Source organism: Rossellomorea oryzaecorticis (assembly GCF_045897515.1).
Taxonomy (GTDB): Bacteria; Bacillota; Bacilli; order Bacillales; family Bacillaceae_B; genus Rossellomorea; species Rossellomorea enclensis.
Window position 1 is genome coordinate 335051 of the sequence record NZ_JBJOSA010000001.1, and the last position, 12787, is coordinate 347837.

Below are 12787 nucleotides of genomic sequence, written 5' to 3' on the forward strand. Positions count from 1 at the left end.
GCAGGTGCATGATACAGTTCGTGCACAGAGATTGAAAAGGTTCACGTATATATGTGCGGAATTTTTCATATATGTGCGAAACCCGGGATATATGTGCGAGCTGTAGATTTTTCTACAAGATTCGACACGTACACGGCATCACTGGCAAATGATATGCGCGATAACTTTGCTTTTATGCTTGAAATTTTATTGATATGCTCGAATACGGAAGAAATATGCTCTGAATCTTGTTTTTATGCTCGAATTGTCGAATTTCCACTAAACTAAGCAGATGCGAGGTATATCAAAAAAATGCCCCCTTTCAAAAGGGAGCATTCTTCATCTCTTATTAAAACAATTTCGTCGTCCAGGATTCGCAGTTCCATACTTCAGTCGCGACATCGTTATAAAATTCGGGTTCGTGGCTGATCAAGAGGACGCTGCCTTTGTATTCCTTCAACGCGCGCTTCAGCTCTTCTTTCGCTTCGACATCAAGGTGGTTTGTAGGTTCGTCAAAAACAAGCACGTTGCTTTCTTTATTCATCAGTTTGCAGAGGCGCACCTTCGCTTTTTCCCCTCCGCTCAGCACTTCGACCTTACTTTCGATATGCTTGGTTGTCAGGCCGCATTTTGCAAGGGCCGCACGTACTTCAGCCTGATTGAAGGACGGGAACTCATTCCACACTTCTTCAATGCAGGTGTTGTAGTTCTGGGTCTTGATTTCCTGCTCGAAGTAGCCGATATGCAGGTAGTCCCCAAGCTCGACTGATCCGGAGATCGGACGGATTTCCCCTAAAATGCTTCTTAACAGCGTCGTCTTACCGATTCCGTTTGCACCGGATAATGCAATCTTCTGTCCGCGCTCCATTTTCAAATTGAGCGGCTTGGAAAGCGGCGTGTCGTAACCGATGACAAGATCCTTCGTTTCGAAAATGACACGGCCGGCCGTTCTCGCCATCTTGAAATTGAACTCAGGCTTCGGCTTTTCGGCCGCAAGTTCAATGACGTCCATCTTATCAAGCTTTTTCTGACGGGACATCGCCATATTCCGTGTTGATACACGGGCTTTATTACGTGCCACGAAATCCTTCAGATCCTTCATTTCCTGCTGCTGCTTTTTATAAGCGGCTTCAAGCTGCTGCTTCTTCATTTCATGGACTTTCTTGAATTCATGGTAATCCCCTGCATAGCGGTTCAGTTCTTGGTTTTCCATATGGTAGATCAAATTGATGACGCTGTTCAGAAACGGGATATCATGCGAGATCAAGATAAACGCATTTTCATACTCCTGAAGATATCTCTTCAGCCACTCGATATGCTGTTCATCAAGATAGTTGGTCGGCTCATCCAGTAGCAGGATGTCCGGTTTTTCAAGTAAGAGCTTTGCAAGCAGGACCTTTGTTCTTTGCCCTCCGCTCAAGTCGTGGACGTCTTTGTCCAAACCGATATCATCAAGACCCAGCCCGCGGCCGATTTCTTCCACCTTTGCGTCGATGATGTAGAAATCATTATTCGTCAATGCATCCTGAAGCGTGCCGGTCTCTTCAAGCAGTTCTTCCAGCTCTTCAGGGGAGGCATCCCCCATCTTCCCGAACAGTTCATTCATTTCTGTTTCCATATCAAACAGATACTGAAATGCCGTTTTCAATACATCACGGATCGTCATCCCCTGTTTGAGCTGGGCATGCTGATCGAGATAGCCGATGCGGATACGCTTTGCCCATTCGACTTTTCCTTCGTCCGGCTCAAGCTTGCCCGTAATGATATTCATGAAGGTCGATTTACCCTCGCCGTTCGCACCGATCAATCCGATGTGCTCCCCTTTTAACAGGCGGAACGATACATCATTGAAAATCGCACGGTCACCGAAACCGTGGGTTAAATTCTTTACAGATAATAAACTCATATATGACTACACCTTTTCTATATAAACTATTGTTTTTTTAAAATTAGACACTCCCTCTATTATAAAGGCCCGGCCGTTTAGAAGATAGAGGAAAATCGTGACTCAGGATGGAATGTTGCCGCTATCCAATGGCACCCTCCACCGGATAATCGGCTGGATCGAGTTCCGTTTCCTCCCCCATGACGAGTTTGGCGAGCTCCGAGCCCAGGAATGGTCCGGAAGTCAGCCCGGATGCACCTAGTCCGTTCGCTGTAAATACTCCTACGAGTCCTGGTACGGCACCGAATACCGGCAGGAAGCCCGGAGTGAACGGACGGAATCCGACCCTTGTTTCAACAATGGCACAATCGGCGGTATGAGGGGCGGCTTCAATCGCTTTATGAAGGACTTCATGCACCCCTCCCGCTGTCACGCTAAGGTCAAGACCCACTTCATCTTCGTGGGTCGCCCCCGCCACCACTTTGCCTTCGGGGAACCCGAGGAGATATTGGCTGCCCGGCGGCATGACGACCGGCCAAAAGCCGCTTTCTTCTTCTTTAGCTTTCAAATGGAGGATCTGTGCTTTTTGCGCGGAAACGAGGAAATCAATCCCCGCTTCTGCGAACAGCTGCTTAGCCCATACTCCTGCAGTCACGATGATTTTATCAGCTTTTATCGTTTCTTCACCGATCTTCACACCGACAGCCCGGTTTTGTTCTGTTAAAAGAGACGCATTTCCATTAAGAATAGTCACACCCCTCTTTTCTGCAGCACGGACCAATGCATGACGAAGCGCCCTGCCGTCCACTCTCGCAGCACCGCTGACAAAAACAGAGGAGAATTCTTCCGACAACAATGGGAAGCGTTTTTGTGTTTCGAAAGGGTTCAGCTTGATAATATCGCCAATTTCAGGCGCACCCTCCCTGCGTTTCAACGCGCGTTCGATCATCTTGTCAAGCTTTCTCTCGTCTGTGTGAAGACTGAGCGCCCCCACCCGCTTGTAACCTGTTTCCGTCTCGCCCATTTCCTCGAGCTCCCGGATCAGCCCTGGATAGTATCCCGCCCCGGAACTTGCAAGCCGGTACCATATTTTATTCCGCCTCTGCGACAGCCACGGGCAGACGATTCCTGCGGCTGCATCCGTAGCCTGTCCCTTTTCATTCCTGTCCACAAGCGTGACCCTTGCTCCTCTTTTACCGAGATGATAGGCTGTGGAAGCGCCAAGGATGCCTGCTCCGATGACAATGATTTTTTCCATTAAAAACACCTTTTCCGATCATATTTTTCATTTGGATTCTGTTAGCTATTGTACAAGAGAAAGAAGCCCGATACAATCACGCGCAGGTGAGGGATGTAATCCTTTCCATGAAGCACATACAAAATTTGTATTTTCGAAATTTATTGACAAGTTGTTTCGTTTCATGATAAAACTTGAATAACCTAATATTGAACAAGCTTTGAAGGAAACTAGTAGTGATCATTTCCCTGTGACAGAGAGCCGGTGGTTGGTGGAAACCGGTACAAAGATGGGTAGCGAATTTCGATTCTGGAGCTTCTTTTGACGAGATCAAAAGACGGCACAGCCGTTATTTTACTGAAGTGATGAGAATATTTTCTCATAACTAGGGTGGTACCGCGATATTCAATCGTCCCTACGATACGTAGGGGCGATTTTTTTATGTCTTTATGCGGAACACTACGAAAAGCGGAAGCGCCTTGTTCAGCCCCGACAAGCGTTGGAGGGCCGAACATTGAAGTCGTTCTTTGACGTCAGTGGGCGGACCGAAACGTCTCGAGGGGCTAGGCGCTGGAGCTGGCCAATTCTCAAATGCAAGGTTGATTTCTTATTAATTTAATCAAATCGAACAGAAAGGAGATTGTATATGAGTCAACGTGAACAATGGTCATCAAAACTTGGATTCATCCTTGCCGCTGCAGGGTCGGCAATCGGCCTCGGGGCCATCTGGAAATTCCCTTACACAGCAGGTCAAAATGGAGGCGGAGCTTTTTTCCTGATCTTTATACTTTTTACCTTACTTCTCGGCCTTCCACTACTGCTTGCGGAGTTCTCCATAGGAAGGACTGCCCAGAGCAATGCGGTTGATTCTTACAAAAAAATAGCCCCGGGTACGAAGTGGCACTGGGTAGGGATTCTAGGGATGGTTACATCTTTCATCCTTTTATCTTTCTACAGCGTCATCGGGGGATGGATCGTTGCCTATTTGTTCAAAGCTGTCACTGGAGAGATGAACGGTCTTAGCTCAGAACAGTATGGAGAGCTTTTCGGCGCCACGATTTCTAATCCGGGATTGAGCATATTGGTACAATTCATCTTTATCCTTATGACGATTTTAGTCGTTGCAAAAGGGGTACAGGATGGAATCGAACGGGCAAGCAAAATCATGATGCCGGCACTCTTCGTCCTGTTCATCATTCTCGTGATCCGTGCCGTTACGCTTGATGGAGCGATGGAAGGGATTACGTTCCTTCTCCAGCCCGATTTTTCCAAAGTGACGTCCCAGACGATCCTTGAAGCAATGGGGCAGTCATTCTTTACACTGAGCGTCGGGGTATCGGTGATGGTCACCTACAGTTCTTACCTGCCGAAAGATCAAAGCCTGCCGCGTTCAGCGGGGTCGATTGTTGCGATGAACCTTTTCATCGTCCTGCTTGCCGGCCTGGCCGTCTTCCCGGCTGTATTCGCATTCGGGCTGGAACCGGGTGCTGGACCTGTCCTGTTATTCAACGTACTGCCGACCATCTTTAATCAATTGCCGTTCGGAATGCTTTTCTTTATCGCTTTTCTGGTACTCTTTTTGTTTGCAGCCCTGACATCTGCTTTCTCGATGCTTGAGATCATCGTTTCGGCCATTTCCAAAGGGGAACCTGCACAGAGGAAAAAATGGTCATGGATCGTCGGTTTGGCGATTTTCGTCTTCGGTATTCCTTCTGCCTTATCATACGGTGTACTTGCGGATGTCATCATTTTCGGGAAGACGATTTTCGATCTGGCTGACTTTACAGTGAGCAACGTACTCCTGCCGATCGGTTCCCTGCTCATCGCCATCTTCATCCCGCTTAAGATGAAGAAGACAGCGCTGTATGAAGAACTGAAGCGCGGCAGTTCGTTGAAGAGAGGGTTGTTCGAGACGTGGTATTTCCTGATCCGTTTCGTCGCCCCGATTCTGATCATTGCCGTCATGCTTGATGTACTTGGAATTATATAAAACAAAGAAAAAGCGGACCTCATTGATGAAGGTCCGCTTTTTCACATCCCATATTTCATGATCACGCCGCACGCCAGCCTCTTCCCTGCATCCCCCGAGGGCTGTGACTGGTAATCGTCCGGATTCTGGTGGATGATGACGCCTTTCCCGATGACATCTTCCACTCTGAACCGGTTTGTGAAGAAGGACATCTTACTGTACCCGTCGTTGGAGAACAGGACCGGGAAATCACCTGCATGGTTTCCGTGCGGCTGCTTGTCAGGATTCCAATGTCCGCCTGCAGATTGAAATGGATCTGACTTGTCTCCGATTTCACAGACCCCTTTTTCATGGAGGTGAAAGCCATGCGGCCCTACAGGTTTTTTATCCCCGCTGCCTTGCTGATATTGAGGCAGCCCGTGCACCTCTATGAAAACTTCCACTCCATTCGGTACTTCCCTGAAGAAGACATAACCGTTTATCTTCGGAGCAAGAGGGCCTCCCTGAATCATGGCGTAGGCCATCTCGGGAATATTCCTGTAAGGATAATATGAATAGGCAGGATAGCCGTATTGATAATAATTCATTGATACCGCCTCCTTCTCTGTGCTTCATAACCACTTTATGAAAAGATAAGGACGTTCATGACAAATTCATTCAAACGTTTGTTTAAACTTGATTACCCCTTATTCATCAACACTTCCAGGGTTTAATCAAACGTTTGTTTAAAATTCCGCCTTCATAATTTGAGCCTGTCTGTAATTCCAGTAAATGGTTTTATTTTCCTATTACCAATTACACTGGAAAACTCGTCCGAAAAATGTTATATTTTCAGAAACTTCAGATTCTTTACCTCAATGTATACTACCATTTTCGGGAGGGATTGATATGCAAGGTGAAATCAGGTTGATTCCATATTTCATGGAAGAAAAATTGGCTGATACGAATGAGATTCCCAAAGGCATTGATTTAATCCAAGCTCCAACCTTGTGGAAAAATGGTTATAAAGGAAAAGGCATTACGATTGCGGTCCTAGATACGGGTTGTGACGTCGATCACCCTGACCTTAAAGGAAAAGTAAAAGGCGTCAGGAATTTCACGGATGATGATGACGGAGATGAAAACAATGTGACGGATTACAGCGGACATGGCACCCATGTTGCCGGAACCATCGCAGCGAACGAAGACGGAAACGGCGTCATCGGGGTTGCGCCGCTTGCAGAACTGCTTGTCATAAAAGTGCTGGCAGGAAGCCGTGGGAGCGGGGACTATGATTGGATCGTAAATGGCATCCAATATGCGATCGATCAAGGTGCTGATATCATCTCCATGTCCCTAGGCGGTCCGTCGGATTATAAACCTTTGCATGAAGTGATACAAAAAGCTGTTGCGGCCGGCGTATCAGTCGTTTGCGCAGCTGGAAATGAAGGCGATTCAAACAGTTCGACCGATGAATTCTCCTATCCGGCTTCCTATAATGAAGTCATTGCTGTCGGAGCGATCGACCTGCAGCGGAAATCTTCTTACTTCACCAATTCTAATAACGAAGTGGATCTGGTTGCCCCGGGCGAGAAAATATTATCAACAATTCCGGGTGATAAATATGCCAAGCTAAGCGGAACTTCCATGTCTGCTCCCCATGTTTCCGGTGCTCTTGCCCTCATCAAACAATATGAACAGGCAGCATTTGAGCGTCCGCTGTCTGAACCGGAACTTTATGCACAGCTCATAAAACGGACAGTGCCGCTGAACTTCCCAAAGACACTCGAAGGAAACGGAATGCTTTATTTGACTGCCCCCGACCTCTTAAAGGAACATATACGGAATCAGCCTTTGGCTCAGATTGGATAATGTCCGGAAACAACAAAACAGGACCGCACGCTGCGGCCCTGTTTTTTACTTTGAATTATTGAAGTCTGCTTTCAACTTGCTGACAAACTTCATCAGCACTCATCCCGCTTGCTTCAATGACTGAACCTTGAGTGACAGTATTCTGGATGCCCATCACGTTTGAGTCCAATCCAGTCACGACGCAGCAGTCACAGCCCTGCGCATCTGATTCCTGCTTAAGTTCAACAACGTCATGTCCTTTTGCACGCAAAGCTTCCACAACATTTGTAAGAGACTCTTCAACACCAATTTTTCTTGCCATCTCAACCTACCTCCATTTTTTATCAAGCTCCGGCGGCACCCCGCCTCCGCTTTCATATTTCTAACATTAGGATTTTCCTTCCGCCAAAAAGATATTCATCAAACTTCCGAAGATTTTGTGGGGTACTATCACCGCTGTTGATTTCCGTACAAGACTTCGCTTTCAGCAGGAGTCTTCGTCTTGTACACCAATCAACAGATGGAGATGACTCATAATTGATTCCCAAATTCATTTTCCCAGAGAAGTAAACGGTCATCATAACTATATTTGTTTTGAAGGAAATTGATTGGTGGTACCTTAACACTAACTTAAAACCCGGAGTGGATTGGAGCGGAAGGCATTTGACTCCTGCGGGAAGAGAGGAAAGGTCGAGACCCCGCAGGAGCGCAGCGACGAGGAGGCTTGACTTCCTCCCCGCGGAAAGCAAATGCCTGAAGCGAAAAGGAACGGTCCAGGATATTACACCAAAATGTTTAGAAACACTAATCAAAGACAAAATAACAAAGAGTGTTCAAATCCAATTGGATATGTTTACTTGCCGGCTCTCCGGGTAAATACTCTATATAAACAATTAACAAAAGGGTGGTAACATAATGGATGCAAAGAAAAAAGAATTAATCGATGGATTAAATGAAGACCTGGCTAACGAATATGCAGCAGTCATTCTATATACGAACTATGCTGCAGTCGTCAGCGGACTGTATCGTCAGATATTGAAGCCTTTCTTCGAAGAGGAAATCCCTGATGAACAGGGACACGCTTTATACTTAGCAGAAAAAATCAAAACATTAGGCGGAGATCCGACAACGACTCCCGCTCCTGTCAAACAGACAGATGATGTGAAAGAAATGCTTGTGGAAGGCCGCAAAGCGGAAGCTGACACAATTGAACGCTACAAAAAACGCAAAGAGCAGGCTGAAGAGCTAGGCTTGACGGAGCTTGTCATCAAGCTTGAGGATATGATTGCGGATGAAACGCATCACCTTGAAGAATTTGACCGTCTGCTGAAAGATCCTTCTTTCAGTTAAATTATAAAAATAAGGAAAGACCGTATTTTAAAGTGTACCCTTTGTAAAGGACATTTTAAAAAAGCCTAAGCTGCTACTAAAAGATGATCTCTGTATTGAACAGGGGTCATCTTTTTTCTGTTCCATTGATACCTATAGTGATTATAGTAAGTCATGTATTGCTTAATTTCCTTTTGTACTTCCTCTAGTGTCAGGCAGGATTTAATAGAGGTTTCATCTTTTAGGTGTCCAAAGAATGATTCAATGGGGGCGTTATCCCAACAGTTGCCCCTTCGGGACATTGATTGCCGGATTCCAAGTTTTTTAACCATTTTCTGAAATTGGGGATGGGTATAGTGAACCCCTTGATCCGAATGGATGAGTGAATCTTTATGTTTTTTAAACCTTCTGTTTTTCTTTAGTTTTTTGAGGGTATCTGTGGCTAATTCCATATTCATTCTGTCAGACACATGGTAAGCAAGAGCTTCACCACTGGAGCCATCCAATATCATGGATAAATAAGCTCTGGAACTTTTACCATAGTTCAAGTAAGTGATGTCTGTTAACAGCACTTTGCCTGGTTTACCCTGATTGAATTGGCGCTCCAGTAGGTTAGGGACCACTGAATGTTCCTGGGTGGCCTTCATTAGACGCCTATATGGATTCGCCCTCCGGAAGGGGCAAACGATGTTATATTTCTTCATGATTCTTCGAATTCTTTTCAAGTTAAAGACAATCTTAAATTGACCCGCCAAAGTCATTTTGATTTGACGCGCCCCTTTCTTGCGCTTCTTATGACGGAACGCTTTTAAGATGATTTCTTTCAGTTCTTCATCCCTTGCTTCCCGTTGTTTTCTACGCTCTTGAGACTCGTGAGAGTAGTATTTATAGTAGGCACTTCTGGAAACTCCTGCGACCCCACAAAGGTATCTCACCATTTTTTTGAGTTTATATTTCTCTATTACGGAACGAATGAGAATGAACTTTTGACTTGGGGAGAGGACTACTTCTTTAGCCCCCTTTCCGCGAATCGAATCTTTTTTAGAAGTTCATTTTCCGCTTTAAGCAGGTTGATTTGAGCTTCTAGTCGAGCATTCTTATCCTCAAGGGATAACTCCCGTTGTCTAGGTCTCCCAGAATGGCCTTTCCTTGTGTCACTGAGCCCCAAAACTCCGTTCCTTTTATAAGCAGCATTCCACCTCTTACTAGCGGAATGAATACGTGCCATACCAATTATATCTGTATCAAATCCAGCCTCTTCAAAGATCTGTCTAGAGAACTTGCCTTTCTCCTTCTCAGAGATAAAAAGGCGTTTAAATTCATCTGTGTAGGTAATTCCCTTAGAGCTAACAGCTTTGACAAAAGGATTAATGGATAATAGTTGGATTTCTTTCTCTGTGAATGTTTTTTTACTCATGATGTTTTCCCCGATTTCTACTAGTTGTCTATTTGTCATTATACAAAAAAATACCCTATAGGTAGACTTTTTCAAGTGTCTACTCTATAGGGTACATTTTATTTTTGACGGGTCTTTCCTTATTTTTTTATGACTTCGAATGGTGTCCATTCTTCAGGCAGGAGGGCTTTATACTTCGGTGTCAAATAACGGTCATCGATCAACCGCAAAACCCCTTTGTCTTTTTCCGAACGAATCAGCCTTCCCCCTGACTGGAACACCTTGTTTAATCCCGGATAAACGTACGTATAATCAAATCCGTTCTTTCCGTCTTCCTCGTAAAATTCTTTCATCATATCCTGTTCCAATCCGGGCTGAGGGAGACCGACACCCACAACAACCACCCCATTCAATCGATCCCCTTTCAAATCGATGCCTTCAGAAAAAATCCCTCCAAGTACACCTAGTCCGATCACTCTCTTCTCCAGGTCTGACTGAAAACACTGCAGGAATGCTTCCCTCTCTTCTTCACTCATATTGGATTCCTGAATGCGAATTTCTGCATGAAGTGACAGTTTCTTCAACTCCTCATATACTTCCCTCATATAGGCATACGAGGAAAAGAATACGAGGAAATTACCTTTGTTATACAGTATACAATCGGCAATCGATTGGACGATTCTCGGCAGTGTGCGCTCCCTGTCCCTGTACCGTGTCGATATCGGATCGATTTCCACTTTCCACTGGTCCTTTTCAAAAGGAGAAGGAATGAGGAATCGGTAATCTTCTTCACTTCCCCCCAGCTGCTGGAAGTAATAAGAAAACGGATGCAGGGTGGCTGAAAAGAAGACGGAGGAGTGATATGGTTTTTTCACATCGGATATCAACCTGGAAGGATCGATGCAGGAGAGCTTCACAGTCAGATCCGTCCCTTGCGAATAAAGGACAAATCGGTGTTCTCCCCCGTATATCCTCGATATCCTCACATAGTGAAGGGAATCAAAGTATAACTGCAGAAAACTCTGGGACCACTCTTTGCCTGCCTCTCCCAAACACTTTTCTGCCGTCTCCACAAAAGCTTCTACTTCCTCCAGAAGCTCCTGATCCATATCTTTTTTCCATTCGCCTTTTCCTTGCATTTCTTTTCTTAGTGAAATGAATTGTTTATTAACAGCCTGGATGCTTTTCTTCAGGGCCCCGTGTTCCTGGTACAGATTTTTCACGTCAAGGAATGAGTCCTTGCTCAATGCTGCCGAAAACATCTCCCTCCCCCTGTTTACGAGATTATGCGATTCATCTATTAAAAGAACAGAGTTCTTCCTGCTTTCATCGCTTAATCTTTTCAACGATACTTTCGGGTCGAACACATAGTTGTAATCACAGATCACCCCGTCGACTAAATAAGATAGGTCGATTGAAAATTCAAAAGGACATACCTTATGTTTCCTTGCATACCGCTCAATGATCTCGCGCGTCATAATTGTTTCTTGATCAAGTATATCAAGGAGGGCACCATTGATTCGATCATAATAGCCGTTCGCAAATTCACAGTATTCTTTCTGACAGTTGGTTTCTTCCTTGAAACAGATTTTATCTTTGGCCGTTATCGTCACGGAGGTTTGGCGGAGTCCTTTTTCCTCAAGAAGGGAAAGCGCCTCCTCTGCCACCGTCCTGGTAATCGTTTTTGCCGTCAGATAGAACCATTTTTCCGGCCCATCGCCGTTCATCCCTTTGATTGTCGGGAAAAGAGTGGATATCGTCTTCCCGGTGCCGGTTGGTGCATTTGCGTAAAGTGTTTTCTCCTCACCAACCGTTTTATAAACCGCCCCGGCGAGCTGCTTCTGCCCTTTTCTGAAAGAAGGGAAAGGGAAAGAAACCTCAGAGATGCTTTCCCTGAATCTTTTTCTATTCTGCAACATCACTTTCGCGAATGGTGTAAATGCAATGAGCGTATTTCGGACGATATCTTCAAGGTCGATGAAACGATATGTCCTTTCAAGGATTTTCACTTGTTCTGTATCGACTTGAATATAGGTCAGCTGAACGTCGATGGATTCGAGGTTTCTGTCCCTGGCCAGCAAATAGGCATAGCACTCTGCCTGCGCCCAATGGACACGGGAACCCCCGTCAATATCCGAAAGGTCTTTTGCGGTGGATTTTATTTCATCGATCTTAACTTTTTCTCCCTCGTACAAAATCCCGTCACATCGGCCTTCCAGGATAAAAGAAAGCTCATCTGACATGATTTCACCCTTCAGGAATACTTCCTTCTCATCGCCGTCTTTGTACCCTTTCTGCAGAAGCTGATGCAGTCTTGTCCCAATCGTCATTGAAGAACGGGCCTGAAATTTCAAGTCGATGCTTCCTTCTCTATAAACGAACTCCACCAGTTCCCTGACGGACACTTTCACTTTTTCCACCACGCCTCACCACGGCCTTCGTTAAATTATTCTTCTAACTTATTGGGACAACTCATATCGTTGATAATAGATACATTTTCGATCGAACGGAGGAAAATAGAATGAAAGTAAGATTCACCTTTTACTGCATCGGACTCCTATGCCTTTCCTTTGGGGTCTCACTCATCATAAAAGGAAACCTGGGAGCAGCTCCATGGGATGCACTGGCCGTAGGGGAGTCTTACTTGTTTCATCTCAGTATCGGGACATGCATCTTTCTGAATGGCTGCCTTCTCATCGTCATCAATGCGCTATTATTAAGGGAAAGAATTGAATGGCCCGCTGCCCTGTCCATATTTCTTATAGGTATGATGGTGGACTTTTGGATTAAAACCGGTCTATCGCAAGTTGAGCCTGCAGGCTTTACTCAGCAGCTGTCATTCGTCCTCGCCGGCATATTGATCCTCGGCTTAGGCATTTCCATCTACCTGCAGGCAAAGCTCCCTTCAAGTCCGATGGATACATTCATGATCGCGCTCCACCGCCGCTTCGGCCTCAATCTCCGTAATGCACGCCTGCTGAACGAAGCCATAGCCATCACGCTCGCCATGGTCTTTCACGGAGCAGTCGGCATCGGGACTGTCATCGTTGCCTGTACGCTAGGTTTCATCATTCATTTCTTCTATCCTATCATGGAACATATGTACGGTAAATGGAGTAATTAGTTCGAAAGCATTTCATCCAGGCTCACCAATCAAAAAAA

At 45.5% G+C, this 12787-nt stretch carries 10 protein-coding genes and 1 other annotated feature; of the genes, 4 read left to right on the plus strand and 6 right to left on the minus strand.

What is annotated here, in order from left to right; translation table 11 throughout:
• Positions 1 to 328: 328 nt before the first annotated feature.
• Both ACKA06_RS01660 and ACKA06_RS01665 read right to left on the minus strand, forming a co-directional pair.
• Positions 329 to 1885 (minus strand): ABC-F family ATP-binding cassette domain-containing protein, encoded by a 1557-nt coding sequence (locus ACKA06_RS01660; protein WP_411158904.1) that lies wholly within the window; start codon positions 1883 to 1885, stop codon positions 329 to 331.
• Positions 1886 to 2006: 121 nt separating this feature from the next.
• Entirely contained in the window at positions 2007 to 3122 is a 1116-nt protein-coding gene (locus ACKA06_RS01665; RefSeq protein ID WP_411158905.1) for an NAD(P)/FAD-dependent oxidoreductase, read from the minus strand.
• Positions 3123 to 3312: 190 nt separating this feature from the next.
• Positions 3313 to 3521, plus strand: a binding site (T-box leader).
• Between the two features lie 226 nt (positions 3522 to 3747).
• Here ACKA06_RS01665 and ACKA06_RS01670 point away from each other — a divergent pair.
• Positions 3748 to 5091, plus strand: a complete 1344-nt coding sequence (locus tag ACKA06_RS01670) for a sodium-dependent transporter (protein WP_032085517.1) — start codon at positions 3748 to 3750, stop codon at positions 5089 to 5091.
• 41 nt (positions 5092 to 5132) lie between these two features.
• Here ACKA06_RS01670 and ACKA06_RS01675 read toward each other — a convergent pair whose 3' ends face one another.
• Positions 5133 to 5657 carry a superoxide dismutase family protein gene (locus ACKA06_RS01675; RefSeq protein ID WP_058299063.1) on the minus strand — a complete coding sequence of 175 codons (525 nt, stop codon included), beginning with the start codon at positions 5655 to 5657 and terminating at the stop codon, positions 5133 to 5135.
• A gap of 301 nt (positions 5658 to 5958) precedes the next feature.
• Between ACKA06_RS01675 and ACKA06_RS01680 the strand changes: the two genes are divergently transcribed.
• Positions 5959 to 6921 (plus strand): S8 family peptidase, encoded by a 963-nt coding sequence (locus ACKA06_RS01680; RefSeq protein ID WP_197670001.1) that lies wholly within the window; start codon positions 5959 to 5961, stop codon positions 6919 to 6921.
• A gap of 55 nt (positions 6922 to 6976) precedes the next feature.
• Here ACKA06_RS01680 and ACKA06_RS01685 read toward each other — a convergent pair whose 3' ends face one another.
• Positions 6977 to 7222, minus strand: a complete 246-nt coding sequence (locus ACKA06_RS01685) for a YkuS family protein (RefSeq protein WP_058299065.1) — start codon at positions 7220 to 7222, stop codon at positions 6977 to 6979.
• Positions 7223 to 7815: 593 nt separating this feature from the next.
• On the opposite strand from ACKA06_RS01685, the gene ACKA06_RS01690 reads away from it, so the two are divergent.
• Positions 7816 to 8250 (plus strand): ferritin-like domain-containing protein, encoded by a 435-nt coding sequence (locus ACKA06_RS01690; protein ID WP_032085513.1) that lies wholly within the window; start codon positions 7816 to 7818, stop codon positions 8248 to 8250.
• 65 nt (positions 8251 to 8315) lie between these two features.
• Here the strand turns inward: ACKA06_RS01690 and ACKA06_RS01695 are convergent.
• Together ACKA06_RS01695 and ACKA06_RS01700 are read right to left on the minus strand one after the other, a co-directional pair.
• Positions 8316 to 9685 (minus strand): IS3 family transposase gene (locus ACKA06_RS01695; protein WP_411158906.1). Its coding sequence is split into 2 segments (ribosomal slippage): positions 8316 to 9274 and positions 9274 to 9685, totalling 1371 coding nucleotides; the frame shifts between segments, so codons are not numbered across the junction.
• 80 nt (positions 9686 to 9765) lie between these two features.
• A complete protein-coding gene (locus ACKA06_RS01700) occupies positions 9766 to 12045 on the minus strand; it encodes an ATP-dependent DNA helicase (protein WP_411158907.1) in 2280 nt (759 codons plus the stop codon).
• Between the two features lie 101 nt (positions 12046 to 12146).
• On the opposite strand from ACKA06_RS01700, the gene ACKA06_RS01705 reads away from it, so the two are divergent.
• The gene (locus tag ACKA06_RS01705; RefSeq protein ID WP_058299067.1) at positions 12147 to 12749 is read left to right on the plus strand and encodes a YczE/YyaS/YitT family protein; all 603 of its coding nucleotides are present in this window, start codon (positions 12147 to 12149) and stop codon (positions 12747 to 12749) included.
• The last annotated feature ends 38 nt before the right edge of the window (positions 12750 to 12787 follow it).

Excerpts from the sequence above, each read along its gene's own strand:
- ACKA06_RS01660 (WP_411158904.1), bottom strand. The coding sequence starts at position 1,885 with ATGAGTTTATTATCTGTAAAGAATTTAACCCACGGTTTCGGTGACCGT.
- ACKA06_RS01665 (WP_411158905.1), bottom strand. The coding sequence starts at position 3,122 with ATGGAAAAAATCATTGTCATCGGAGCAGGCATCCTTGGCGCTTCCACA.
- ACKA06_RS01670 (WP_032085517.1), top strand. The coding sequence starts at position 3,748 with ATGAGTCAACGTGAACAATGGTCATCAAAACTTGGATTCATCCTTGCC.
- ACKA06_RS01675 (WP_058299063.1), bottom strand. The coding sequence starts at position 5,657 with ATGAATTATTATCAATACGGCTATCCTGCCTATTCATATTATCCTTAC.
- ACKA06_RS01680 (WP_197670001.1), top strand. The coding sequence starts at position 5,959 with ATGCAAGGTGAAATCAGGTTGATTCCATATTTCATGGAAGAAAAATTG.
- ACKA06_RS01685 (WP_058299065.1), bottom strand. The coding sequence starts at position 7,222 with ATGGCAAGAAAAATTGGTGTTGAAGAGTCTCTTACAAATGTTGTGGAA.
- ACKA06_RS01690 (WP_032085513.1), top strand. The coding sequence starts at position 7,816 with ATGGATGCAAAGAAAAAAGAATTAATCGATGGATTAAATGAAGACCTG.
- ACKA06_RS01705 (WP_058299067.1), top strand. The coding sequence starts at position 12,147 with ATGAAAGTAAGATTCACCTTTTACTGCATCGGACTCCTATGCCTTTCC.